Source organism: Congregibacter sp., from assembly GCF_965662665.1.
GTDB lineage: Bacteria > Pseudomonadota > Gammaproteobacteria > Pseudomonadales > Halieaceae > Congregibacter.
Genome location: NZ_CBFIIF010000011.1, coordinates 38,859 through 64,515, shown reverse-complemented (window position 1 = coordinate 64,515; position 25,657 = coordinate 38,859). Strand labels below are relative to the sequence as shown.

Sequence of the window (25,657 nt, the reverse complement as noted above, 5' to 3'; positions counted from 1 at the left end):
TTAGGCGTTATCGCTGGCGAGCGTCAGAGCCTGATTAAGAAAGGCCTCCTGCTGCTCCAGGTGAAGGGCCATGTAGCCCGCGGCGGGCGCTGCTGAAGCATCGCGCCCGGCGTAACCGAGATAAATATTACTGTTGAGCGACGCAAACACGCGACGCATATGGTGTTGGCTCGAATACCAGGCCCCCTGATTCATGGGCTCCTCCTGACACCAAACGGCGTCGAGAAGATTGGGGTATCCGCTTAAGACCTGAAGCAGTTCCGCTTCAGGAAATGGATACAGCTGCTCTAAACGAATCAGAGCGATATTCTCGATACCACGCTCACGCCGCGCAGCGCGAAGATCATAAAAGACCTTTCCGGAGCAGAGGACCACGCGCTGTACCGCGGACTTATCTAGATCATCTGTTTCGTCCAGCACATTGTAGAAACGCCCATTGGCAAGATCTTCCAGCGTTGAAGTCGCTTCCTTGTGTCGCAACAAACTCTTGGGAGACATTACAACCAAAGGCTTTCGCAATGGACGAATACCCTGACGGCGGAGCATATGAAAAACCTGCGCCGGTGTTGTGGGCACGCACACCTGAATATTGTGCTCTGCACAAAGCTGCATGAAGCGCTCCAGGCGCGCTGAGCTGTGTTCCGGTCCCTGTCCTTCGTAGCCATGCGGAAGCAACATGGTCAAACCGCAAAGGCGGCTCCACTTGTGCTCGCCACTGGTGATGAACTGATCGATCACCACCTGAGCGCCATTGGCAAAATCACCGAACTGCGCTTCCCAGATAACCAAACCGGTAGGTGACGTTGTGGCATATCCATATTCAAAGGCCAGCACCGCCTCTTCAGACAGCAGAGAGTCGTGAATCACAAACCCAGCCTGATCGTCGTTTACGTGCTGAAGCGGAACGTAGGTTTCGTCCTCCCGCTGATTGTGCAATACCGCATGGCGGTGCGAAAAGGTGCCGCGTCCGACATCCTGCCCCGTAAGCCGGATGGGATACCCGGCCTCCAGAAGCGACGCGTAGGCGAGAGTCTCCGCGAAGCCCCAGTTCAGGGGTAAAGCCCCCGCAGCCATCTTGCGGCGATCTTCGAGAATCTTTGCCACCTGCCGCTGCAGCGGAAAGCCATCGGGAGATTGGTTGGTGTGCTGCGCAAGCGTCTGCAAATGGTGCAGATCCATTCCGGTATCGCAGTGCAGAGTCCACTCGTGGCCCAGATAGGGTCTCCAATCAACAAACAGCTCTTCATTGGGCTCATGAACCAGGCTGGACACCAGAGGCTCATCGCGATCCAAAGACGCCCGGTAACCGTCAACAAGGGCTTGATCTTCCGCTTCGGTTAATACGCCGGCTTCGATCAGACGTCGCGCATAAATATCCCGCGTGGTTGGATGCTTGCGAATCGCCTCGTACATTTGCGGCTGTGTCACCGCGGGCTCATCCGCCTCGTTATGACCGCGGCGGCGGTAGCAGACCAAATCAATTACCACGTCACGCTTGAACTCGTTTCGATAGTCGATGGCCATCTGCGTTACAAAGAGAACAGCCTCTGGGTCGTCTGCGTTAACGTGGAAAATCGGCGCCTGAACCATTTTCGCCACATCGGTGCAGTACTCGGTAGAACGTGAGTCTTCCTGTCGGCTGGTGGTAAAGCCAACCTGGTTATTCAGCACAATGTGGACGGTACCGCCAGTTTTGTAGGCCCGCGTCTGTGACATCTGAAATGTCTCCATGACCACACCCTGCCCCGCAAAGGCAGCATCACCATGAAGAACAATTGGCCACACACTATGACCTTCCGGATCATCGCGACGATCCTGACGAGCTCTCACCGAGCCTTCGACGACGGGAGAGACAATTTCAAGGTGTGATGGATTAAACGCCAGCGCGAGGTGCATTTCGCCACCAGGCGTCATCATGTTGGAGGAGAAGCCCTGGTGATATTTAACGTCACCCGAGCTTTCATAGGTCGCGCGTCCCTCAAACTCGGCAAACAGCTCCGAGGGGTTCTTACCAAGAATATTGATGAGGACGTTCAGTCGACCTCGGTGCGCCATGCCTATAACAATTTCTTTGGCGTTGTACCCGCCGATGCGTTGCATCATTTCTGCCATCATGGGAATCAGGCTCTCACCCCCTTCCAGACCGAAGCGTTTTGTACCGGGGAACTTGGAACCGAGAGACTTCTCAAGGCCGTCAGCCTTAATAAGACGTCGGAGAATCTGGCGCTGCACGTCGGGGCCGTAATCAGGCGCAGAACGGACGGACTCCATACGCGACATAATCCACTGTCGCTGCTCCGTATCCACAATGTGCATAAACTCCGCACCAACGGTGTGGCAATAGGTTCGCTCCAGCGCGCCGATAATCTCTTTTAGCGTCCCGTCACCGCCGCCCATTTTGAGGGTGCCCACCTGAAAACTGGTGTCCAGATCGGCTACGGAGAGTTCGTGAAAGCCAAGCTCCAGATCGGCAACATGCTCCCTCGCCGCGAGACCCAGAGGATCAAGCTGCGCTTTCTGGTGACCACGCTGTCGATACGCGGAGATAAGAGCCAGCACCTTGACCTGCTTGCGCTCGTGCTGCGTGGCCTGACTGTCGTGGGCAACAGTAGCCTCAGTACGCACGCGCATTTTGCTAATACGCGCAAAACGTTCGCGGACCGCACTGTGCGGTACATCATCAATCAGGGATGTCTTACTTTCGACCCGGGGCAACTTATCGAAATACTCGCGCCACTGTTCGGGCACGGCATTGGGATCAATCAGGTAGTGCTCGTACAGATCTTCCACGTAGGTGGCGTTACCACCCGCGATGTGTGAGCTGCGACGAAACAGCTCCATCGTATTTTCTTGCATGCTGCCCCCTAGACGAACATCACACAGATGCACAGACGACATCTGTGTGTGCCGGGGCAAGTTGTTTCCACGGTCCCCCCGGCCCCGCGGGCGCTCTCCGTAGACGGACAGCGCGGTGGCGCAATTATGCCAGCAAAGCGAGAGGTCTAGAAGGTGTAAAGTCGAGAAATGAGCGGACTTTTAAGCCAAAAGTCCGCGAAAACTACCTCAGGCTGCCTGTTTGAGGAGCATACTGCGGATATGGCCGATAGCGCGTGTCGGGTTCAAGCCCTTGGGGCAAACATTCACGCAGTTTTGAATCCCGTGACAGCGAAAAACACTGAAGGGATCATCCAGACGGGATAGACGCTCTTCGGTTGCATTGTCGCGACTATCCGCCAGAAAACGGTAGGACTGGAGCAGGCCCGCAGGACCGATAAATCGATCCGGATTCCACCAAAATGACGGGCAGCTCGTGGAGCAGCAGGCGCAAAGAATACATTCGTAAAGGCCGTCCAGCTTTGCTCGATCCTCTGGTGACTGCAATCGCTCTATTGCGGGTGCCGGCGTATCGTTCTGCAGGTAAGGCTGAACCTTTTCGTACTGGGTATAGAACATGCTCATGTCCACCACCAGGTCACGAATAACCGGCAAGCCGGGCAGAGGCCGGATCACCAGCTTGTTGTTCTTCACGGTCTCGGACAGCGGCGTGATGCACGCGAGTCCGTTCTTACCGTTCATATTTAATCCGTCAGAGCCACAAACCCCTTCGCGACAGGAGCGCCGGTAGGTCACCGAAGTGTCCTGCTGCGCCTTGATGTCCTCCAGAACATCGAGAACCATCACATCTTTGCCACCGGTGTCGACCTCAAAAGTCTGCATGGACGGCTCTGCGTCCTGCTCCGGGTTGTAGCGATATACACTGACCTGCAACATCCAAAAAACTCCGTATCGTTCGTTCCCCGAAAGGATCAGTAAGTACGAGCCATCGGCTCCATAACGTCCATGATCTTAGGCTCAAAGTTCACGTCGCGCTTACCCACGCTCTTGTCATCGGGGAAGTACAACGAGTGGCACAGCCAATTCTCATCATCCCGCTCCTGGTAATCATCTCGCGCATGGGCACCGCGGCTTTCTGTACGCGCCTCTGCCGGTATCGCCGTGGCTTCAGCAACTTCAAAGAGATTCTGCAACTCCAAAGCTTCGATACGCGCTGTGTTAAAGGCCTGAGTCTTGTCAGCAACGCCAACGCTCTCGATTCGGGGGCGCAGGGCTTCCAGAAGCTTGATACCGTCGCGCATGAAGTCGCCCTTGCGGAACACACCGAAGTGATTCTGCATAACACCCTGAAGCTCTTTTCGCAGGCCCGCGACGCTCTCGCCCACGGGCGCTGCATCAAGCTTGGCCAAACGTTGGTTGCTCTCTTCAATATCCGTGGTGGACGCGTCCCGTGCCTCAATGCCTGAACGCAGGGCCTCTTCGATAAACAGTCCCGCGGCTCTACCAAAGACCACAAGATCAAGCAAAGAGTTACCGCCCAGGCGGTTAGCGCCGTGAACGGATACACAAGCAGCTTCGCCGCAGGCATACAGTCCGGGAATGATGTGATCCTGACCATTCGCATCAATGGTCAGCGCCTGTCCGTTCACATTGGTGGGAATACCACCCATCATGTAATGGCAGGTTGGCACTACGGGAATAGGCTCTTTGACCGGATCAGCGTGTGCAAATGTGCGCGACAGCTCCAGAATACCCGGCAAACGACTCTCCAGAACGTCCTCTCCCAGATGATCAAGCTTCAGGAATACGTGATCGGCTTCGGGGCCACAGCCACGGCCTTCGAGAATCTCAAGCACCATGGAGCGAGCGACAACATCACGCCCTGCCAGATCCTTGGCATTGGGTGCATAACGCTCCATGAAACGCTCGCCATCCTTATTGATGAGATATCCGCCCTCGCCGCGACAGCCTTCGGTGACCAATGTGCCGGCACCATAAATACCCGTGGGGTGGAACTGCCACATTTCCATGTCTTGCATAGGAAACCCTGCACGCAGAGCCATGCCAATGCCGTCGCCGGTATTAATGTGAGCATTTGTCGTAGACGCATAGATACGCCCTGCACCGCCCGTAGCGAAGACCGTGGCCTTGGACTTCACATAAACCACTTCGCCGGTTTCGATACAAATCGCAATAACGCCGACGACCACACCGTCCTGATTCTTCACGAGATCCGTCGCAAACCACTCGTTAAAGAAGACGGTCTTATTCTTGATGTTGTTCTGGTAAAGCGTATGTAACAGCGCATGACCGGTACGATCCGCGGCAGCGCACGTACGTGCAGCCTGGCCACCTTTACCAAAATCCTTTGACTGACCGCCAAAGGGTCGCTGATAAATACGCCCTTCTTCTGTGCGGGAAAATGGCAGCCCCATATGCTCAAGCTCAAAAATAGCTTCGGGGCCCACGGAGGTCATGTACTCGATGGCGTCCTGATCACCAATGTAATCAGAGCCTTTTACGGTGTCGTACATGTGCCACCGCCAATCATCTTGAGGATCCGCGCTGGCGATCGCACAGGTAATGCCCCCTTGGGCGGACACGGTGTGTGAACGCGTGGGAAATACCTTGCTAATCACGGCTGTTTTATAGCCCGACTGAGCTAGCTGAAGCGCGGCTCGCATTCCTGCGCCACCGCCACCAACAATCACACCATCAAAAGAAATTGTGCGCATTCGTACTTATGCTCCTGTTGCAGGAATCAAGACTTACTTAGGCCCAAATTACCTGGAAGCCCCAAATTACAAAAATGATCAGTGACAGCGAGGTAATCAGCTGCAAACCAATCCGTAATACATTGCCCCGGGATCCCATCAGACGCTCGGTGAGATAATCTGTGAACACTCCCCACATACCTATCCAGGCATGCGCCGCGAGAGACAGCAGAGCCAACATGGTGAAAACTTTCATCCATGTTTGCCCGAACAATGCCGTCCACTCGGCATAGGTAACGCCCGAAGCGATTTTGAACCCTATGAATATGAAAAACGCCAGAAGGATAACGGCTGTGACGCGCTGCACCAACCAATCCGACAAACCGGAGCGAGAAAGACTTGTAACTGCAGTTACCATAAGGCGACTCCTACCAAGGCTGCACTCACGAAGGTGAGGACAAACACCAGGCGAGCACCCAAAACACCGCCCTCCATGGTCTCTCCAACGCCAAAATCCATAATCAGATGCTTGATACCTGCGAAGCCGTGATAAATCGTGGCAGTGGTAATACCCCAGGCCACAAATTTCACCAGCGGATTTGCAAGGAGCTCGCTAAGCCGCGCAAAGCTCTCTGGCCCGGCGAGGCTGAGATCCAAAGCCCACAGCAGGAGAAAGGACGCCACGACCATAATCACGCCGGAAATTCGGTGCAATATAGAGGCGTAGGCAGTGATAGGTAGCTGGATGCTACCGATATCGAGATTAACCGGACGATTGTCTTTCACAGACGGACAGCTCCTGACTCTGAAATGGCCCCGAGTGGCGCGCTAAAGCCTTGGCGGCGCTGCGCGTGATTTGCCACTCCCTTTGTATCTCCACGGTACCGAAGAAGCCTTGCACACCTGTTACCGAGATACCCTAAAAACGGCGCGAGTATAGAGATTCACCAAGTCTATTACAATTGACCACGATCAATGCAGGCTGTGTCTGACAACAACAAACTGATGGAATAAGCACGCTTAATTGACAAACGTCGACCACTGTCTATAGTTGGCGACCCCCCTGAAAACATGCGGGATTTACCCATGAGTCAAAAGAAAGCAACCCTCAACATCGATGGCATTGAGGGGTCCGTAGATCTGCCTGTTTACTCAGGATCTATTGGTCCGGATGTCGTAGACGTTGGCGGCCTTACAAGCAAGGGAATGTTTACTTACGACCCTGGCTTTGTATCCACCGCAGCCTGCGAGTCGGAAATAACCTATATCGATGGCGGCAAGGGCGTTCTTCTGCACCGCGGATACCCTATCGATCAGCTGGCCGCCGAGTCTGATTACCTGGAGACCTGCTATCTCCTGCTCTACGGCGAACTGCCAAATACCGAGCAAAAGGAACAATTTGTTAGCACCGTTCACAACCATACGATGGTGCACGAGCAGATTCGTACGTTCTTCAACGGTTTCCGTCGTGACGCGCACCCTATGGCGATCATGTGTGGTGTCGTAGGCGCACTGTCTGCCTTCTATCATGACTCCCTGGATATCTCCGACGAGCACCATCGCCAGGTGGCGGCCTTCAGACTTATAGCCAAGATGCCCACCCTTGCGGCAATGAGCTACAAGTTCTCTATCGGGCAGCCCTTCATGTATCCGGACAATAGTCTGGGCTACGCAGAAAACTTTTTGCACATGATGTTTGGCACCCCTTGCGCGCCCAGCAACGTATCGCCAGTTCTTGCCAAGGCTATGGATCGGGTATTCCTGCTTCACGCAGACCATGAGCAGAACGCTTCGACCTCAACCGTGCGTCTTGCCGGCTCTTCCGGGGCTAATCCCTTTGCGTGTATTGCAGCAGGCATCGCGGCGCTGTGGGGTCCATCTCACGGAGGCGCTAACGAAGCAGTACTCAATATGCTGGAAGAAATCGGGGATGTATCCCGAATTGATGAGTATGTCGCTCGCGCCAAAGACAAGGATGACCCCTTCCGCCTCATGGGCTTTGGTCATCGGGTTTACAAAAACTTCGATCCTCGAGCCAAGGTGATGAAGGAAGCAGCGGACGATGTGCTGGCTGAGCTTGGTATCGAGAATGATCCCCTCCTGGCCATTGCAAAGCGCCTCGAAGAAATCGCTCTGGAAGATGATTACTTCATCGAGAAAAAGCTCTATCCCAACGTAGATTTCTACTCGGGCATCATTCTCAAGGCCATCGGCATTCCCACCAGTATGTTTACGGTTATCTTCGCGGTGGGTCGAACAGTGGGTTGGATCGCGCACTGGAACGAGATGATCTCCGGCAGCTATCGCATCGGCAGACCGCGACAGTTATACACGGGCCACGCACAGCGCGACTTTGTAAACATCGACGACCGAAGCTAGATAAAGAGGGTTTTCCCCGGGGTCGTGATTGGCGGTTACACTGTCGCTCATCACGACCTTTTGATTTTTTAAGGGTAGCGGTAGCACCTACCCGCCCTCTCCACAAAACAACAATACGCAGAGGCACGCATGCCCGAATCGTCGGAATCAGCAGATTTAAAAGCGGTCTATCTGACCGGCACAGGCCTCTATACGCCGCCGAACTCCATCAGTAATGAAGAACTGGTTGAGAGTTTCAATCAATATGTAGATCTTCATAACGCTGAAAACGCCGACGCTATTCAAGCCGGCGAGCTACCCGCGCTTGCCCATTCATCTGCTGAGTTCATCGAGAAGGCCTCAGGTATACGCTCGCGGTACGTCATCAACAAAGAGGGTGTTCTGGACCCGAAACGCATGACGCCTAGTATCAAAGAGCGTGCTAACGACGAGCCTTCGGTTATGTGCGAAATGGCGGTCATAGCCGCCAAGCAGGCATTGCAAACCGCAGGACTGGAAGCATCAGATTTGGATTCGGTGATTTGCGCCGCCTCGAATATGCAGCGCGCCTACCCCGCGATGGCCGTAGAAATCCAGTCAGCCCTTGGCAGTAAGGGCTATGCCTTTGATATGAACGTCGCCTGCTCTTCGGCGACTTTTGGGCTTCAGCAAGCTCGCGATGCCATCCGCAGCGGTAGCGCCCGAAATGTACTGGTTGTAAATCCGGAGATATGTACCGGACATTTGAACTTCCGGGATCGAGACTCGCACTTTATCTTTGGTGACGTCTGCACTGCGATGATTATCAGCGACCGGCCTGGCCCCGCTGACAGCAACTTCAAAGTATTGGACAGCCGTCTACAGACCATGTTCTCAAACAACATTCGCAATAACTTTGGCTTCCTTAACCGCGGTGACGAAGAAGGCATCGGAAACGCGGACAAGCTCTTTGTGCAGGAAGGACGGAAAGTGTTCAAAGAAGTCTGTCCCGCGGTAGCGACCCAGATCAGCGAGCAGCTCGCATCGCTGGATATCGCGACAGACGACTTAAAGCGCTTGTGGCTTCATCAAGCCAATCTCAATATGAATGTGCTTATCGCCAAACGCGTTCTCGGCAGAGATGCCACGACCGAAGAGGCTCCGGTTATATTGGATAAGTATGCAAACACCAGCTCCGCGGGTTCGGTCATTGCCTTTCACAAACACCACGATGACTTTGCGGTCGGCGAACGGGGTGTGCTGTGTTCCTTTGGCGCCGGTTACAGCATCGGCAGCGTGGTGCTGGAGCGCTGTTAACGCTGCAAGGCTGCAACGCTGCGCTAATCCTCTACGCAGGATTAATCCTGCCAAGCACCGCTCGCAGCGTTTCGACAAAGCGTTGGCACTGGGACTCCGTACCCACACTAATCCGAAGATAGTCTTGGATACGCGGCTTGTCCCAGCGACGCACGATCACCCCCTCTCCTCTCAAGGCATCAAAGATCTGAGGTCCCGGAAGTGATGCATGCCTGGCAAATACAAAGTTTGCCGTAGAAGGCAAAACCTCGAAGCCCAGCCCCTGTAAATCCAGAGTGAGCTTCTCCCGACTGGCGATCACCCGTTCGCTGCACTGCCTGAACCAGGACTCATCACGATAGGCTTCTGCCGCTGCTCGCTGGGCGACTACGCCGATAGGATAGGAGTTAAAACTATCTTTGATACGCTCCAGACCCTCGATGAGCCCCGCAGAACCAAACGCCAAACCAATGCGCAAGCCCGCCAGCGCTCTGGACTTGGATAGAGTCTGAACAACCAGCAGATTGTCGTACTCTTTGAGCAAAGAAATCGCAGACTCTCCGCCAAAATCGATATACGCCTCGTCGACGACGACCAGACGATCAGGCGCAGCCTCCAGAAAACCCCGAACACTCTCCAGCGAAGTAAGGATGCCCGTTGGCGCATTGGGATTGGGAAAGATAACGGCTGCAGCGGCAGTATCGTAATCATCGGCGTGGAGCGTAAAGTCCTCACGCAGGGGGACCTGACGATACTTCACGTCATGGAGTTGGCACCAAACCGGGTAAAAACTGTAGCTAATATCCGGGAACAAAAGCTCCCGATGCTGCTTTAGCAGCCCCTGAAAAACGTGGGATAAGACTTCATCGGAACCATTGCCGGCGAACACGCAATCAACACTAATGCCGTGGGTGTCGGCTACCACCTGCCTGAATGCTAGCGATGTGGGATCGGGATAGCGCAACAGCTCATCACCGGTAACCGCCTTGATCTGCTCCAAAACTCTCGGCGACGGCGGGTACGCGCTCTCGTTCGTATTCAGCTTTAAGAGGTTTTCGACCTGAGGCTGCTCCCCCGGAGTGTAAGGTTCCAGGCGTGTTGTGAGTTCACTCCAAAATCGCCGACTCATTGCCCTCGCGCCTCGACCAAGCTCTGCAGCTCATCAGTGGTCATGTGTCGTACATCACGACCTAACACCAGATAAATCACTTGTTCGGCAATATTGGTCGCGTGGTCCCCCACCCGCTCGAGTCCCCGCAACGCCCACATCTCATGGACCACGCCACTGATGCTATCGGTATCCGACTTCATCAGAGTGATCAGGCTTTCCAGGACCGCCTCGTACTCCCCGTCAACCTTGTCGTCGTCTAGCACCACGTCAATCGCCTTGCTCACATCAAGACGGGCAAAGCTATCCAGGGCCTCTCTAAGCATTGACGCTACGTGATCACTGATGAGTCTCAGCTCCATAAACATGCTTGCGGACGGCGGCAGTTCCGTTAGCTTTGTCGTCTGGCGCGCGATACGGGTCGCCTCGTCGCCAATACGCTCAAGGTCCGTCGTAGACTTTGCAACCGCTAGCACCAAACGCAGGTCACTGGCCGCTGGCTGGCGTCTGGCGAGAATTCTCGAACACTCCTCGTCAATCTGCAGTTCCATCTCATTGATCTGTCGATCACCGAGCACAACAGACTCAGCCTGACCACTATCGCGATTCAGCAATGCCATCACGGCAAGACCGAGCTGTTGCTCAACAAGCCCACCCATCTCCAGAAGATGATTTTTCATGGCATCCAGTTCCGCATTGAATTGGCCGGAAATATGCTGCCTGTGCTGATCGCCTTGCAAGATTGCTCCTCGAATTTATCTAAGTGTTTTTGCCACGCTGAAACCCAGAACCGGAATCAGCAGAGACACGCTCACCCGCTGCTATCCATAGCGGCCGGTTATGTAATCCTCTGTTTGAGATTCACGGGGGTTGGTAAAGAGTGTATCTGTTTCTCCAAACTCCACCAATCGTCCGAGGTTCATAAAAGCCGTCATGTCCGATACCCGGGCTGCTTGTTGCATATTGTGCGTGACAATCACAATCGTATAGCGTGTCTTAAGCTCATAAATTAACTCCTCGATGCGCAGCGTCGAGATCGGATCCAGAGCCGATGCCGGCTCATCCAGAAGAAGCACCTCGGGCTCTACGGCAATGGCCCGCGCAATAACCAGACGTTGTTGCTGGCCTCCTGAAAGCAACAAGGCATTGTCGTCCAGCCGATCCTTTACTTCATCCCACAGCGCAGCAGCGCGCAATGCCCGCTCTATAAGCTCGTCCAACAAGCGCTTCTTGTTCAACCCTTGAATTCTGAGGCCGAAAGCGACGTTCTCATAGATGCTTTTAGGAAAAGGGTTGGGTGATTGAAACACCATACCCACGCGACGACGCAAGGTAGCGACGTCGACGCCCTTTGCATACACATCTTCCCCATCCAGCCAAACGTGGCCGCTGACGATACTGCCCTCGATGAGATCATTCATACGATTGAAGCAGCGCAAGAGGCTTGATTTACCGCATCCCGAAGGGCCAATAAAGGCCGTCACTCGCTGCCTGGGTATCTCCAGACTGACATCCTGCAAGGCCACGTTTTGGCTTCTCTGGTAGTGAAGGCTGAGTCTTTCGACATGCAAACACACATCCGAGGCACTCTTTACGCCCGGTGCACGTTTCAAAGCCTTCACATCAATACTGTGGCTTTTCATCTAAATGGCTTCTTGTGGTTTAAAGGCTTCGCGTAAGCGGCTACGCAAGAGTACCGCGGCGATGTTAAGAAACACTGCAATCAAAACTAACAGTAGCGCGGTGGCAAAAACCAGGCCCTCAACGGTTTCGAGATGCGTACTTTGAAATCCAAGGTCATAGACGTAAAAGCCAAGATGCATAAACTGCCTATCCAGGTGCAAAAAAGGATACTCCGTACTGACCGGAAGCCCCGGTGCATACTTAGCCACACCCACCAGTAAGAGCGGCGCCACCTCACCTGTCGCTCTCGCGACCGCCAGAATCAGTCCCGTAAGCACCGCTGGTGACGCCGCGGGCAGTACGACCCGCCAAAGAGTTTCAGCGCGCGTCGCACCCAAGGCAAGACTACCCTCCCGCAAACTGGCGGGGACCCGGGCCAGACCCTCTTCCGTCGACACAATCACCACCGGAAGAGTCAGTAACGCCATAGTCAGTGCTGCCCAAAGCATACCCGGAGTTCCCAGAGTCGGAGCGGGAAGTCTGTCTTCGAAAAAGAGAGCGTCAAGGGATCCGCCCAGGGCGTATACAAAAAAGCCCAACCCAAAAACGCCGTAGACGATGGAGGGAACTCCCGCCAGATTGTTTACCGCGATGCGAACTAGTCGGGTGAGAGGGCCGCGCTGGGCATACTCATGCAGATAAATTGCGGCGAGCACGCCAAGGGGCGAAACGATGACTGTCATCAGCAGTACCAAGACCACCGTACCCAGAATCGCCGGAAAAACCCCGCCCTGCTCATTACTCTGGCGGGGAGATTCGCTCAGAAATCGTCCAAACGCGCGCGCAAAGTGTCCCAGCTTCTCGGACGTCAGCATGGCATTGGGCGCATAGGCTGCCTTCACATCCTTAAGAGGAATATCCGCCACCAGACCTGATGCCAGGCGCAGCTGGAGCATTGCTACGCCCTCTGTTGTTCCTGCCGAGGAAACTAAAGACGCTGTATCGGTGCCGTTCTCAATGAAGTCCAACTGCAGATTGGCGGAGAGCTCCGCCAACGGCGTTGTCTGCTGAGCAAAATTCAAAGCCTCGGCAAAACCGAAAACAGGTCCCTGGGATAAGCGCTCAACCACCAGAGCATTCTCAGGCGCACTTCGAAGAACTATGTCAGCGTCGTCAATCCACAGGAGCGGAGAGTCAAACAAGTCTTCGCCGCCGCGGTGCAGCAGCGTTCGAGCGCTATCCAGCGAAGGCCCGGACTCTCGCTCAAGAATGACTCCCAGGTGGGCCTGTGGCCCGGACGCTGCGCTCTGAAGCAGCATTAGCGGCTGAGGCCAAAAGTGCCCTAAGCCACGGGTAGTCAGCAGAAACAGGAGGCCAATAAGGACCAGCATCGCAAATACCACGGCACCGGCACTCATCCATACCATCGGTTCTGCTCGCCGCACACCGCTTTGCAGGCTCGAAAAGTTGATGAGGCCTCTAGCGGCTGGCATAGGCGTACCGCAGTCGCTGCCTGAATAGCTCGGCAATGGTGTTGAGAACAAAGGTAAGCCCAAACAAGACCAGCGCCGCCAAAAACAGCAAGCGGAACTGTACGCTTCGGGAGCCTGCCTCCGGGAGCTCGACAACGATACTCGCACTGAGACTTCTTAAACCGGAAAACATACCGGGCTCCATTAATGGCGTATTCCCGGTCGCTAAAAGCACAATCATGGTCTCGCCGAGGCCACGCGCGAGGCCGATAAGCAAGGCCGACAGTATTGCCGGAGACGCGGCCGGAAGCACTACGCGAGCCAAGGATTGCCAGCGCGTGGCCCCCAGAGCGAGACTCCCATCAGAGAGACTTCGAGGAACCGCGAAGATCGAATCCTCGACGATCGAAAACATCACGGGCGTAATAGCCACGCCCATTGCCAGACCGACCAGCAGCGCGTTTCTCTGCTCGTAGGCAATACCCCACTCCGTCCATAGCCAATCCCGCAAAGAATTTTCGAACAACCAGGCTTCTAAATTTTGCGCATTCAGCATGAGCGCAATGATCGCAGCGATATACACCACCGAAATCAGCGCGATACGTGGGGGTCGGCGTTGAAACTTAGGCGACAGCACTTGCAGCAACAGATGAATGACTGAGAGAAGAAGCGGCAACCCCAGCAACACCAATGGCAAAAGAAGAATGGGTAACAAATAATCCAGTAGTAATGGCGCAAGCCAAAGTCCTGCCACAAAGCCCAGTACCACCGTGGGGAAGGCTTCCAGTAACTCGATACTGGGTTTAATGCGATTGCGTACTCGCGGTGACAAAAAGTACCCGGTATACACAGCCGCACCCAGAGACAAAGGAATCGCCAATAACATGCCGTATACAGCGGCTTTAAAGGTACCGTACAGCAGAGGCGACAAGCTCAGTTTAGACAAGGCGCCGATCGCAGCGCCGTCGGAATGCCAGTATTGGCCCGGTGCATCGTAGGCCCCAAACCACTGCGGTAGCCACAAACTCTTCCACCCCGTTTCGGGAAAGGGGTTGTCAAGCGCTACCCGCAGCAGCTCCTTGTCGCTTAATCGATAAACAAAGGCTCCATCAGCGCTGACACCCAATCGTCCGGGCCCCCGGAGCTCAGAAACTGTCTGTCTCAGAAGCTCTTCCGCGCTGCTGGGCACGAGAATAACAAGCTCACCCGCCTCGCTCAGCAAGTACACAACGCGTCTACTGGACTCACTGGCCAGCCATCGCACCTTCATTCCCACGTCGATGGGAGGGCCCAGAAGCGGGAGTGCCGCGCGGGCAGTATCAAAGCGATACAGCTCATTGTTTGCATCAACCACAAGGAGCGTCTCGTGGTTGGGCCCCCAGGCGACGAGGCTTGCAGACGCTTTAAAGCCCGGCAACGTAGCCTCCAGCAGACGGTTGGACTCTGCAGCCTTAGGCTGCCATCGCAAATACGAGTGGTCATTAAGAACAAACACAGTCCCTGTGGCGGCATCGACCCGTATCATGCCAGCCGCCATCGCTGTTGCTGATGTCGCATAGCGAGTAATCACGGGATCAGGCAGCTCGGCAAAATTGACAACGCCAGCATGCAGCAGACCGCCATCGTCTAAATAGGCAAACATCAGGCGGTCACCGTCACTGTGTACATCCAGACTCTCTGGCACGGCACCGGGTGCAAGAAGGGCTTCCCTGAGCACCGCGTCTGCTGGAGACCTGCCAGCTACAGCTCCCGGAAGCTTAAGCTCGAACAGCTGTAAAACATCATCCCCCAGGTTCGCTGCATAGCGCTCGTCGCTCAACAAGACTCCCGCTTCGGCAACGCCCGGAACTTTCACCAGAGCATCGCCCACCAGTACCGACGCCGCCCCCGCAAAGGACAAGCCTTGTACTGACCTGGCCTCCAGCTTTGCTGGACTCGCCAAGGGCAGCGTCACGTACAGCAGATACATCAGGATCATCAGAAGCAACAGAATGACGGCAGCACCGGCAGCGTTGATGGCTAGGCTTGCGGCGCGATCCCAGGCCCGGCGACGGGACGCGATCCTTGTTCGGGCATCAACCATCACTTAAACCCAGCTCTTCGCGTAAGCGCCTTAACTCGTTTTCGCCCAGGGGTGTATAACCAAGTCGGGAGACCTCTCTCTGCCCTTCCCCACTAAATGCCACCTCCATAAAAGCCGCGGTCAGCGCCTCAACGGGCGTTTGGGGGGGGGCGATTGATGTAGACGAACAACCTTCTGGACAGTGCAGCCTCATCCACGCCATCACTTCCAATCAACTGCAAGCGCTTGACGCTCGCATTCAGATAACCGGCACTGGCATAACCAACCCCATTAATATCCATCGCTACCGCTCTCACAACCGCCGAAGACCCGACTAAACGATTGAGATACACGGCGAAATCACCGGAGCACAATACCTGTCTGCGAAAGACGCTATAGGTTCCCGAGGCCGCACTCCGTCCGTAGACGCTGATCACCCTCTGAGTCCAGGGACTACTCAGACCAAGCTCCCCCCACAGACGGACCGCCCGAGGCAACCCGCAGCGTCTGGTCCCGGAAAAAATCGCGTCAAGCTGGCCGAGGGAAATACTATCCAGAGGGTTATCCCGATGCACAAAAACCGCCAGTGCATCTTCGGCGACCGGCACCGCTGTGGGTTGATATCCATACTTGCTGGTAAATGCACTAATCTCGTCCGGAGACATGGGGCGACTCATAGGACCGATATTCGCCGTCCCCTGGATTAATGCCGTAGGCGCCGCTCCAGAGCCTATCGCGCGCACATGCATCGAAACTCCAGGATGCCTGGCAGTAACCATTTCAGCCCAGAGTGAGGTCAGGGAACCCATGGTGTCAGAGCCTGTGCTGACGAGCTTGCCGACCAGAGGCTCTGCAGCCAAAGCGCCGCGACTCCACGACAAAAGAAGGAACGCCAGACAGGCCGCCGCAAAGGAACCGGGTTTCACAGTTGAGGAAAATGTAACGAGAATCGGCTCCCGCGCCCGAGTTCACTGTCAATCGTTAACTCAGCACCATGAGACGCGGCCACGTGTTTCACTATCGCAAGCCCCAATCCGGTACCTCCCGTTCGGGCATTACGACTCTCATCGACTCGATAAAAACGCTCTGTCACGCGAGCAATGTGCTGCTCTTCGATACCCACGCCGGAATCCACAACGCTCAACACCAATGCATCGCCTTCTCGCTCCCAACGCACCACGACCGGCTCCTGATCATCACTGTACTTCAGCGCGTTGATCACAAGATTCGACACCGCACTGCGAAGTTCCCGGTAGTTGCCAAGCACTGTTTCCTCACTCTGGACTTCGACCACTACCAATCTGTCCGGATGACTTGAGTCGAGCTCTTCGCGCAATTCTTCAAGCATTGCCACCATATTCACTGCACTGGTTTCACGATCTTCGCTAACGGTTTCGATGCGACTCAGCCACAGCAGGTCTGTGAGCAGATTTTCCATACGTTGGACCTGCATGTCCATTTGCCCCGCCGCTTTGCGAAACCTTGGGTCGTCAAAGAGCTCGCTGGACTCCAGGGTCTCCAGATATCCCTTAAAAACAGTAAGCGGCGTGCGTAGTTCGTGAGACACGTTGCCTACGAAATCCCGGCGCATTTGTTCCATTTGCACCACCCGGGTGACATCACGAAAGAACAGTAGAAAGTCCCCACCGGCAAACGTAGTGATCTCAATCTGAATGATTTGCCGAACATTAGTGGCATTTGGTATTTGTAGAGGCTGCTGGAAATCGCCCTTCAAGAAGTACTCGTGAAATGCGGGCCAGCGTAAGAGATTGAGTACTGGCTGACCTCGATCCCGTGGGTACTGTAGCCCCAGCAGCCTTTCCGCTGCATTGTTAGACCACTCGATGACTCCGCTCTGCGTAAGGATCAAAACTCCATCACGCATTGAGGCAAAGGAGCTTCGGAGGTAGTCCACGGTAGATTGAAGCCGACCCCGAGCATCACGGTTTTCACGCTGCAGGCCGTAGATTGTGTCGTAAACCAGTCCCCAGATACCCGCGCTCTCAGGGGGCGCCTGCTCGGGATCCTCGAGCCAGCGACGCATGAGCCACAGCTGCCAGAGCCAGATACCCGTCAGTACAGAAAGCCCGATACACAGCATCTCGAGGGTATAGCCCGTACCCCAGCCGAGTGCGCCCGAGGCAACAAGTACCAGTAGCAGCTTACGAAGTTCAGCACGCCAGCTGCCCGCTAGACTCAATCCGACGGTGCTCCCCGAGAAGAAAAGCGGTAACCGGTACCCCTTACAGTCTGAATCAAACCGCTGTAGTCCTTGTTATCCACCTGCAGTGCTTTTCGCAGCCTGCGGATATGCACATCAACGGTTCGCTCTTCGACGTAGACATTCGCGCCCCATACCTGGTCAAGCATCTGGTTGCGACTGTAAGCCCGCTCCGGATGAGACATAAAAAACTGCAGGAGGTTAAATTCCGTGGGGCCCATGTCCAGCGGTTCATCGGCCAGAAATACGCGGCGACTTTTACCATCAAGCACCAGTTCTGACACCTGCATACGATCCGTGCTTTCACCGACGCCGGAGCGACGGAGCAAGGCCTTGATCCGCGCGATCAATTCTCTGGGAGCAAAGGGCTTTGTGATGTAATCGTCTGCGCCTACTTCAAGCCCCTGAATCACATTGTCTTCGGCCGTCTTGGCCGTCAGCATAATCACAGGGATCTCCTGTGTGGTGTCGTCACGCTTCAAGCGCCTGAGAAGCTCAATGCCGCTACCGCCGGGCAACATCCAGTCAAGAAGCACGATATCCGGTCGCTGATCGACAACGATCGCATGCGCGTCCTGTATGTTGTCCGCTTCCAAACATCGATAGTCGACTATCTCTAGCGCCATTCGCAGCATATCTCGAATGGCAAACTCATCATCAACCACCAAAACGGTACGTTCGCTCATGCCCATTCTCCCGCTGGACCACTAAAGCGGTGAATCTTGCAATCTCCGTGTGACACAAAGATGACAATCGAAGAGCAATCTGACACATAAATGTCACAGTTAAAACCAGTCAAACCAGCCCCTCCCTTGTTCAAGGCGAGCCCGGCAGCCATTTAACTGCCCTGCGTAGCTTGCGGAGCGCGCCGAAACTTTCCGCGCCACACCCAAAAGCCAGTCCTTGGACCGATAGGTACCCCGCTCATAACCGCCATGCCCATCGTGATAGGCAAGATAGAGGGAATAGGCGTCGTTCTTCTGAATGCCGTTGCGCCGAAAGGACTGATGGTTGTACCAGCCGACAAAATCAATGGCGTCGCCAAAGTCGTCCCGGTCCGCACCATAACGACCCGCAGAACGTTGGTAGGACTCCCAGGTGGACTCCAGTGCCTGACTGTAGCCATAGGAGTCCGACGGACGTGGTCCGGGGATTACTCCGAGGATTTTCTTGCGCGGCGGCTTGGCATTAGCCACAAAGCGCGACTCCTGATGGATAATGGCCATCATTACAGGGATGGAGCTTCCCCAGGCTTTCTCAGCCTTTCGCGCGTCTTCATACCAACCCTTTTTGTCATCAAATATATTGCAAATATTGTCGAGGTCTCTGGGAGGAGACGTTGCACATCCGCCGAATAGCACGGCAAGTGCGGCCGATATCAACAGGGCCACCCCCGGGCGCAGGAGGCTCATGTTGTCGCCGCCATCCGTGAGAGGAACTCGGCTTCATCCACGATCTCGACACCCAGGGATTCTGCCTTAGCCAACTTACTCCCTGCGCCGGGCCCTGCGAGTAACACGCTGGTCTTTCCCGAAACTGACTTGGCTGTTCGAGCACCCAGGGCGCGCAGTGCCGCCTCGGCCTCATCCCGGGACTGACTCTCCAGCTTACCGCTGACAACCCAGATCTGCCCTTCCAGGGGGCCCTCAGCATCGGTACTTTTCTCGATGACCGGCCAGGCCAGCCCTGCCTCAAGGAGTGCCGCAAGAACCGTTTGATTCGCAGGCGTGCTAAAAAACGCTAACAAGTGCTCCGCCACCACGGGCCCAACGTCAGACACCTCGAGCAGGCTTTCAAGACTTGCCGCGGCTATCGCCTCCAAGCTCCCAAAATGATTGGCGAGGGCCAGCGCTGTAGCCTCCCCCACTTCGCGAATACCCAGGGCAAAGATGAATCGCGGCAGGGTAGTCTGTCGACTGGCATCAATGGCAGCTAAGAGCTTGGAGGCAGACTTATCCCCCATGCGCTCCAGCGTAAGCAGCTCCGGTTTTTCTAACTTGAAAAGGTCTGCGACATCGCGAACCAGTCCGTTGTCGATCAGCTGCTCCACTATTTTTTCACCCAGGCCATCGATATCCATTGCCCGCCGGCTGGCAAAGTGTCGCACCGCAGCCTTTAACTGCGCCGCGCAAATCAAACCGCCGGTGCATCGCAAGGTGGCTTCGCCTTCTACCCGCTCTACGGGTGACGAACAAACCGGACAGGCATGCGGCGCCTGAATGGGCGCGGCCGAGTCCAGGCGACGCTCTTCGATCACCGACACTACCTGAGGAATAACGTCGCCCGCTCGACGGACTACGACGGTGTCACCGTAGTGCAGTGCCAGGCGAGCAATCTCGTCCATATTGTGAAGCGTCGCATTACTCACCGTAACCCCGCCTACAAACACCGGTTCGAGACGCGCAACCGGCGTAATGGCCCCGGTACGTCCTACCTGAAACTCAACACCGCTTACCTTGGTAAGAGCTTCCTGGGCAGGAAACTTCCTGGCGATAGACCAGCGCGGCGCACGGGCAACAAAGCCCAGCTGCTGCTGCGCGTCAAAACGATTGACCTTGTACACGATGCCATCAATATCAAAGCTCAGGCCATCCCGTTGCTGGCCTAGTCGCTGGTAGTAATCGACGCACTCCTCCAGATTACCCAAGCGCTCTGCATAGCGACTGATGGGGATCCCCCAGCGGGCAAACAGTTGGAGAACGTCCCAGTGCGATTCAGGCCAGGCCTCTTCCGGATGCTGCCCTGCCGAATAGGCACAAAACTCCAGAGGCCTCCGCGCGGTGACCTGTGAATCAAGTTGTCGCAGGGATCCTGCGGCCGCGTTGCGGGGATTCACAAAAGGTTTTTCCCCCGCTCGCCGTGCCGCCTCATTGAAAGCCTCAAAGCCGGCCCGGGGCATAAAGATCTCACCCCGTATCTCCACCTCCGCAGGTAAATTCTCACCCCGAAGCCTCAATGGCACCGAACCAATGGTGCGCACGTTAAGGGTAATGTCTTCACCGTGAGTGCCGTCACCCCGCGTCGCAGCGCGAGCGAGCACACCCTCGCGATACAGCAAACTAATGGCTATACCATCAAGCTTAGGCTCCGCCACCAGTTCGGGGACCGAATCCACATCCAGACGATCTACTACCCGACCCAGAAACGCCCCCAACTCCTCGTCGCTGAAAGCATTGTCCAGTGACAGCATGGGGATCGGGTGAGCGACGCTTTCAAACGCACTGAGAGGCGCTGCGCCTACTCTCTGGGTGGGTGAGGAAGGATCCTCTAACTCGGGGTATCGGGCTTCAAGGTCCTGCAGTTGACGCAGCACCTTGTCGTAGTCCTGATCGGGAACCGAGGGCTCATCAAGAACGTAGTACTCGTGATTCCAGCGCTCAAGCTGCTCGCGGAGATCCCTAGCCTGGTTTTGGATGTCAGCTTCGGACATACCAACCACTAGTCCTGCTGAGCGAGTAGCCGACGTTCCAGCTCGCGTATCTGTTGCCGCGAATGCTCTACAGCTTGCTGGGTTAGAACGCTGCGGGACTCATCTAGCAGCTCTCCCCCGAGATTTCGCGCGACGGCACGAGCAGTTTCAAGCATGTGATCAAAGGCCTGGATCATATCCTGGGGGCCCGGGAGAGTAATGAAAAACACCAGCCCCCGGGTATGCATCCCGTCCATATTGTCGATATCGAACACGCCCGGTTGCAGCATATTTGCGACACTAAACTGAATGGGACCACGACCCGCCTGCTGCTCGTGTCGATGAAAAAAGTTCATATCACCGAAGCGCAGATCGCAGGCCAACAATATCTCGAGGATGTCTTTACCGGAAAAGCCCTCGGTGCTCCGCGACATCACATGCAGGATGATGACTTCCGTTTCTACACGCGGGGCGGGATGATCTCTGGCGGGGCTATCAGCCTCCTCAACGGGCATATCCTCAAGCCAGTCGAGGTTGCTCGGCTCATCGCTATCGGCGCGCATACCCTCAAAGCTGACCTCCTCCGTCACGGGGAGCTCCGCCGCCTCGGACGCCGGCTCTGGCTTCGGCTTCGGCTGACCAGAGGAACGACCAGCGCTGGTATCCTTCAGCGAACCGCTGTCTGCCAAGCCGTCTGAAAAGGACCCCGTCGCGGAAGAATCTGAGTCTCTGGGATTGTCACTGGATGGACCCAGCCCACTACTCCCAAGCAAGTCCTCGCGACTAACAATGCGGGCCCCGCCATTGGGTAGCTCACGAAAAATAGACAGGTCATCAGCAGGCTCATCACCCGGAGACTCCGGCGCGAGCTTCACCCGCACGCGCTCCCGTTGCTGGCTACGCATCCTGCGCCAGGCATCAATCATCACCGCTAGGATCAGGAGAATCCCGACGAGCACCATTCCATCGCGCAAAGTTACTTCAGGCACGGGTCTGTTTACTCCTCCCTGTTAACAGCAAGTCAAACCAAGGTTTTCGGCCATTTGCAGGCACTCGTACTAACTTGCCGCCAGTTCCGCGGCTTCTTCTACATCGACAGTCACCAGGCGCGATACGCCCGGTTCGTGCATTGTTACACCCATGAGTTGATCGGCCATTTCCATGGTGATCTTATTGTGGGTAATAAATACAAACTGCACTTTCTCGGACATTTCTTTAACCATGCGCGCATAGCGGCCCACGTTGGCGTCGTCCAGAGGTGCGTCAACCTCATCAAGCATACAAAAGGGTGCCGGGTTCAGTTGGAAGATCGAGAACACCAAAGCGATCGCTGTGAGCGCCTTCTCTCCGCCGGACAGCAGATGAATAGTGCTGTTCTTTTTGCCCGGAGGCTGCGCCAGGATCGAAACGCCCGTATCCAGGAGATCGTCTCCGGTCATCTCCAGACTCGCAGAACCCCCGCCGAACACGCGGGGGAACAGTTCCTGAAGACCCGTGTTGACCTGATCAAAGGTGTCCTTAAAGCGGTTGCGCGTTTCCTTGTCGATTTTACGAATCGCTGCCTCGAGCGTCCCGAGTGCGGACTCTAGATCCTCATTCTGGGCATCGAGGTAGCGCTTACGCTCGGACTGCTGCTGGTACTCGTCTACCGCCGCGAGATTGATGGGGCCCAGGCGTGCAACACGATTGGCGTAGCGCTCGAGCTCATTTTGCCAGGCCTCCATATCCACATCTTCAGGGAGGGCCTCAAGCAAGGCATCCAGGTTGCCTCCCAGCTCTTCGAGCTGCCCATGAAGGGTGTTGCGCTGATGCTCAAAACCCTGCACCGCAAAACGCCGGGACTCCAGTTTCTCGCGAAGACTCGCTGCCCACTGTTCGGTTTGCAATCTCTCTTGCTCGGCATCACGTAAGGTGTGCTCTATCTCTGCCAATGCCTGGCGAGCAGCCGACAATCTGGATTCAGACTCAAGGCGCAAAGCAAGCTGCTCTTCAAGCTCTTTTTTGAGACCTTCGAGAGGTTCATCATTTTCGAGGCGCGAACTGCGTAAGACCTCCAGTCGCTCGCCAAGGCGCTCTACCTGCTCTTTACTTCTTACAAGGGCACTGCGAATAGTTTCACTCTGGGTGACCAATGACTGATGCCTAAGCGCCGCCTGATGGGCCGCGTCGCGGCTCTCGTGAGCCTCACTGCGGATACTGTCTAGAGTGCTTCGCAGGCCTTCGCGGAGCGATAAACGGGTCTCTCTGTCGGCGGTATCCCCGTCCATGGATTCAATGGCGGAGGAGAGTTTAGTTCTGGCCTCAGCGATCGCACCCTGCTCTTGCTCAAACTGAGTCCGCAGTTCCGATACTTCGTGATCGAGGCGCTCTCGCCGGGCAAGCACTTGTTCCTGCTTGGCTTCCTCGGCCCGGAGTCGCGACAAAACCTCTGATCGGGCGCGTGCCGCGCTATCAGACTCGCTTCGCGTTGCTTTCAATTGTTGCTCTGAACTTGCCAGGCGCTCGTCGCTGGTAGACAACGATGACTTCGCTGCCGCCTCGCTCTCCGAGAGCTGAGCAATCTCCAGACTCAAAGCCTCAAGCTCCTGCTGCCGGCCAATCAGCCCAGACTCGCTTTCGCCGCCTTGCAGCGTGCGCACCCAGTTTCGACCAAACCACAGTCCATCGGGGGTGATGAGAGACTCGCCGGGAGCGAGATTTGCGCGTTTGCTTCGAGCCTCGGCGCTATTCTCCGCGCAATGCACGGCCACCAGCAAGGCGCGAGCCCGGGTATCGCCCAGGAGTTTTCCAGCTAGGCTGTCGTCGGCGATCACTCGATCTTCAGCCGCCTCAAGGAGGGTAAGATCTCCCGATGCCAGATCACACAAGGCCTCGTCCAGGGTATCCACGCTGTCCACGCACACACCCTGCAAGGCACTACCCAGCACGACTTCTACCGCGCGCTGCCAGCGCTCCTCTACCTGCAGCTCATCCAGCAAACGTGGGTTATCAGCTAAGCCGCGCTCGCGGAGCCAATCACCGACTTTACCGCCCTCAGCCCGCTCTTTAGCCGCCTGCTGTAGCGCTTCAAGAGAGGCCTCCCGACCACGCTGAATTTGTAATTTGGAGCGCAGGTTATTGAGCTCTTCCTGACGCTCGCGACGCTGCGAACGCACATCGGTCAAGTCACTCTCGAGACTCTTAAGCTTTTGGGACAGCGCTTCGCTGGTCTCATTGGCCTGATCCAGCTCGCCACGCAAACTTTGCAAGGCTTCTACAGCGCCACCGTCATCCTGGGACTCCCGCTCCTGATCAAGAAGCTCGAGACGCTTTTGCAGACGAGCCAGAGAATGCTCCAGGTGTTGAATCCGCGATTGCTGCACCTCAGCCTGCTGGCGAGGTACCGCGGCCTTTTGGTTGAACTCGTCCCACTCAGCCTGCCATGACTGCATGTTCGCTTCAGCCTCCGCCAATGCCGCGGTCGCGCTCGCGGCTTTGCTGCGCTGGGATTCCAGAGCGGGTCCCAGGGCGGCCAGCTCCTGTTCCCAGCCCGCTAAACGTTCGCCGTCTTCCTCAAGATGCTGGGTAGCCTGCTGGAGGCCCACCTCTGTACCCCGAAGATCGTCGGCAATCTGCTCGGCTTTCTCTCCCTGATAGCGTATTTCCTGCTCAACGCGGCTGACCTCTGCACCGATAGCATAAAAGCGTCCCTGCACCTCTACCAAGGCGTCGTTACGCTCGCTGTGAGTGACCCGGTGCTGCTCAATCAAGGTATCAATGCGCTGCTGATCGGCATATACCGCCTCGAGGCGCACTTCCTGCTCACCCACATCGTGACTCGCGGAGGCGTGCTGGGCCTGCAGGTCCCGCAACTGTGCGGCCATCACCTGCTGCTTGAGCGCCCGCTCTTCTGCCTTGAGATTTTTATACCTTTCCGCGGCCTGGGATTGCCGTTGCAAATGCTGCAGCTGACGCTCCAGTTCATCGCGGAGATCCGTCAAGCGCTCTAGATTCTCCAGGGTGCGCCGCATGCGAGACTCAGTCTCTCGGCGACGCTCTTTGTATTTGGAGATACCCGCGGCTTCTTCGATGAAGATACGCAGCTCTTCGGGCTTGGACTCGATCAACCGGGAAATCATGCCCTGCTCGATAATCGCGTAGCTTCGAGGACCCAGACCCGTACCCAGGAAGATATCGGTGATGTCTCGCCGGCGACACTTGGTGCCATTCAAAAAGTATTCTGATTGCCCGTCCCGGGTAACCTGTCTGCGAATACCAATCTCGGCATAGCTCGCATACTCCCCGCCGACACCACCATCGCTGTTGTCAAAAACCAACTCGATAGAGGCCTGACCCACGGGTTGACGGTTGCCCGAGCCATTAAAGATGACGTCCGCCATCGACTCCCCGCGCAGGTTTTTGGCCGAACTTTCGCCCATAACCCAACGAACAGCATCAATAATATTGGATTTTCCGCAGCCATTTGGGCCGACAACGGCGCTCATATTGCTGGGAAAGTGCACAGCAGTGGGATCCACGAAGGACTTGAAGCCTGCCAGCTTAATCGACTTTAGGCGCATCTAGCTTTAACTATCTCTCGT

Annotated in this window: 19 protein-coding genes; 2 read left to right on the top strand and 17 right to left on the bottom strand. The window is 55.8% G+C overall.

What is annotated here, in order from left to right:
- From ACTG39_RS06795 to sdhC, 5 genes are all read right to left on the bottom strand, one after another.
- Positions 1–2,856, bottom strand: a complete 2,856-nt coding sequence (locus ACTG39_RS06795; protein ID WP_439106780.1) for a 2-oxoglutarate dehydrogenase E1 component — start codon at positions 2,854–2,856, stop codon at positions 1–3.
- Positions 2,857–3,063: 207 nt separating this feature from the next.
- Positions 3,064–3,771, bottom strand: a complete 708-nt coding sequence (locus ACTG39_RS06790; protein WP_439106779.1) for a succinate dehydrogenase iron-sulfur subunit — start codon at positions 3,769–3,771, stop codon at positions 3,064–3,066.
- Between the two features lie 35 nt (positions 3,772–3,806).
- On the bottom strand, positions 3,807–5,570 hold the full coding sequence (gene sdhA, locus ACTG39_RS06785; protein WP_439106778.1) for a succinate dehydrogenase flavoprotein subunit: 1,764 nt from the start codon (positions 5,568–5,570) through the stop codon (positions 3,807–3,809).
- Between the two features lie 37 nt (positions 5,571–5,607).
- Positions 5,608–5,967: a succinate dehydrogenase, hydrophobic membrane anchor protein gene (gene sdhD, locus ACTG39_RS06780; RefSeq protein ID WP_439106777.1), complete on the bottom strand. Its 360-nt coding sequence runs from the start codon at positions 5,965–5,967 to the stop codon at positions 5,608–5,610.
- On the bottom strand, positions 5,961–6,335 hold the full coding sequence (gene sdhC / locus ACTG39_RS06775) for a succinate dehydrogenase, cytochrome b556 subunit (RefSeq protein WP_439106776.1): 375 nt from the start codon (positions 6,333–6,335) through the stop codon (positions 5,961–5,963). Before sdhC ends, sdhD begins: the two co-directional genes overlap by 7 nt.
- Positions 6,336–6,635: 300 nt before the next feature.
- Between sdhC and gltA the strand changes: the two genes are divergently transcribed.
- Positions 6,636–7,928 carry a citrate synthase gene (gltA, locus tag ACTG39_RS06770; protein ID WP_439106775.1) on the top strand — a complete coding sequence of 431 codons (1,293 nt, stop codon included), beginning with the start codon at positions 6,636–6,638 and terminating at the stop codon, positions 7,926–7,928.
- A gap of 129 nt (positions 7,929–8,057) precedes the next feature.
- Positions 8,058–9,203, top strand: coding sequence for a beta-ketoacyl-ACP synthase III (locus ACTG39_RS06765; RefSeq protein ID WP_439106774.1), 1,146 nt, complete (start codon positions 8,058–8,060; stop codon positions 9,201–9,203).
- A gap of 31 nt (positions 9,204–9,234) precedes the next feature.
- Here ACTG39_RS06765 and hisC read toward each other — a convergent pair whose 3' ends face one another.
- The 12 genes from hisC to smc all read right to left on the bottom strand — a co-directional run bounded on the left by hisC (position 9,235) and on the right by smc (position 25,636).
- On the bottom strand, positions 9,235–10,311 hold the full coding sequence (gene hisC / locus ACTG39_RS06760) for a histidinol-phosphate transaminase (protein ID WP_439106773.1): 1,077 nt from the start codon (positions 10,309–10,311) through the stop codon (positions 9,235–9,237).
- The gene (phoU, locus tag ACTG39_RS06755; protein ID WP_439106805.1) at positions 10,308–11,033 is read right to left on the bottom strand and encodes a phosphate signaling complex protein PhoU; all 726 of its coding nucleotides are present in this window, start codon (positions 11,031–11,033) and stop codon (positions 10,308–10,310) included. The genes hisC and phoU overlap by 4 nt, the downstream gene beginning before the upstream one ends.
- A gap of 78 nt (positions 11,034–11,111) precedes the next feature.
- On the bottom strand, positions 11,112–11,933 hold the full coding sequence (gene pstB / locus ACTG39_RS06750; RefSeq protein ID WP_439106772.1) for a phosphate ABC transporter ATP-binding protein PstB: 822 nt from the start codon (positions 11,931–11,933) through the stop codon (positions 11,112–11,114).
- Positions 11,934–13,406: a phosphate ABC transporter permease PstA gene (pstA, locus tag ACTG39_RS06745; protein WP_439106771.1), complete on the bottom strand. Its 1,473-nt coding sequence runs from the start codon at positions 13,404–13,406 to the stop codon at positions 11,934–11,936.
- Positions 13,393–15,468, bottom strand: a complete 2,076-nt coding sequence (locus ACTG39_RS06740) for an ABC transporter permease subunit (RefSeq protein ID WP_439106804.1) — start codon at positions 15,466–15,468, stop codon at positions 13,393–13,395. Before ACTG39_RS06740 ends, pstA begins: the two co-directional genes overlap by 14 nt.
- 128 nt (positions 15,469–15,596) lie before the next feature.
- Complete coding sequence (locus tag ACTG39_RS06735; protein ID WP_439106770.1) at positions 15,597–16,373, bottom strand: substrate-binding domain-containing protein; 777 nt, start codon at positions 16,371–16,373, stop codon at positions 15,597–15,599.
- Positions 16,370–17,647: a phosphate regulon sensor histidine kinase PhoR gene (gene phoR / locus ACTG39_RS06730; protein ID WP_439106769.1), complete on the bottom strand. Its 1,278-nt coding sequence runs from the start codon at positions 17,645–17,647 to the stop codon at positions 16,370–16,372. The genes ACTG39_RS06735 and phoR overlap by 4 nt, the downstream gene beginning before the upstream one ends.
- Positions 17,644–18,354 (bottom strand): phosphate regulon transcriptional regulator PhoB, encoded by a 711-nt coding sequence (phoB, locus tag ACTG39_RS06725; protein WP_439106768.1) that lies wholly within the window; start codon positions 18,352–18,354, stop codon positions 17,644–17,646. The genes phoR and phoB overlap by 4 nt, the downstream gene beginning before the upstream one ends.
- A 99-nt stretch (positions 18,355–18,453) precedes the next feature.
- Positions 18,454–19,080, bottom strand: coding sequence for a transglycosylase SLT domain-containing protein (locus tag ACTG39_RS06720; RefSeq protein WP_439106767.1), 627 nt, complete (start codon positions 19,078–19,080; stop codon positions 18,454–18,456).
- Entirely contained in the window at positions 19,077–21,098 is a 2,022-nt protein-coding gene (gene ligA / locus ACTG39_RS06715) for an NAD-dependent DNA ligase LigA (RefSeq protein ID WP_439106766.1), read from the bottom strand. Before ligA ends, ACTG39_RS06720 begins: the two co-directional genes overlap by 4 nt.
- A gap of 8 nt (positions 21,099–21,106) precedes the next feature.
- A complete protein-coding gene (gene zipA / locus ACTG39_RS06710) occupies positions 21,107–22,066 on the bottom strand; it encodes a cell division protein ZipA (protein WP_439106765.1) in 960 nt (319 codons plus the stop codon).
- Between the two features lie 69 nt (positions 22,067–22,135).
- A complete protein-coding gene (smc, locus tag ACTG39_RS06705) occupies positions 22,136–25,636 on the bottom strand; it encodes a chromosome segregation protein SMC (RefSeq protein ID WP_439106764.1) in 3,501 nt (1,166 codons plus the stop codon).
- Positions 25,637–25,657: the final 21 nt, after the last annotated feature.

What these genes read in the sequence shown, in the direction of transcription:
- ACTG39_RS06795 (WP_439106780.1), bottom strand. Translation starts at nt 2,856, where the DNA reads ATGCAAGAAAATACGATGGAGCTGTTTCGTCGCAGCTCACACATCGCG.
- ACTG39_RS06790 (WP_439106779.1), bottom strand. Translation starts at nt 3,771, where the DNA reads ATGTTGCAGGTCAGTGTATATCGCTACAACCCGGAGCAGGACGCAGAG.
- sdhA (WP_439106778.1), bottom strand. Translation starts at nt 5,570, where the DNA reads ATGCGCACAATTTCTTTTGATGGTGTGATTGTTGGTGGCGGTGGCGCA.
- sdhD (WP_439106777.1), bottom strand. Translation starts at nt 5,967, where the DNA reads ATGGTAACTGCAGTTACAAGTCTTTCTCGCTCCGGTTTGTCGGATTGG.
- gltA (WP_439106775.1), top strand. Translation starts at nt 6,636, where the DNA reads ATGAGTCAAAAGAAAGCAACCCTCAACATCGATGGCATTGAGGGGTCC.
- ACTG39_RS06765 (WP_439106774.1), top strand. Translation starts at nt 8,058, where the DNA reads ATGCCCGAATCGTCGGAATCAGCAGATTTAAAAGCGGTCTATCTGACC.
- hisC (WP_439106773.1), bottom strand. Translation starts at nt 10,311, where the DNA reads ATGAGTCGGCGATTTTGGAGTGAACTCACAACACGCCTGGAACCTTAC.
- pstB (WP_439106772.1), bottom strand. Translation starts at nt 11,933, where the DNA reads ATGAAAAGCCACAGTATTGATGTGAAGGCTTTGAAACGTGCACCGGGC.
- pstA (WP_439106771.1), bottom strand. Translation starts at nt 13,406, where the DNA reads ATGCCAGCCGCTAGAGGCCTCATCAACTTTTCGAGCCTGCAAAGCGGT.
- ACTG39_RS06740 (WP_439106804.1), bottom strand. Translation starts at nt 15,468, where the DNA reads ATGGTTGATGCCCGAACAAGGATCGCGTCCCGTCGCCGGGCCTGGGAT.
- phoB (WP_439106768.1), bottom strand. Translation starts at nt 18,354, where the DNA reads ATGAGCGAACGTACCGTTTTGGTGGTTGATGATGAGTTTGCCATTCGA.
- ACTG39_RS06720 (WP_439106767.1), bottom strand. Translation starts at nt 19,080, where the DNA reads ATGAGCCTCCTGCGCCCGGGGGTGGCCCTGTTGATATCGGCCGCACTT.
- ligA (WP_439106766.1), bottom strand. Translation starts at nt 21,098, where the DNA reads ATGTCCGAAGCTGACATCCAAAACCAGGCTAGGGATCTCCGCGAGCAG.
- smc (WP_439106764.1), bottom strand. Translation starts at nt 25,636, where the DNA reads ATGCGCCTAAAGTCGATTAAGCTGGCAGGCTTCAAGTCCTTCGTGGAT.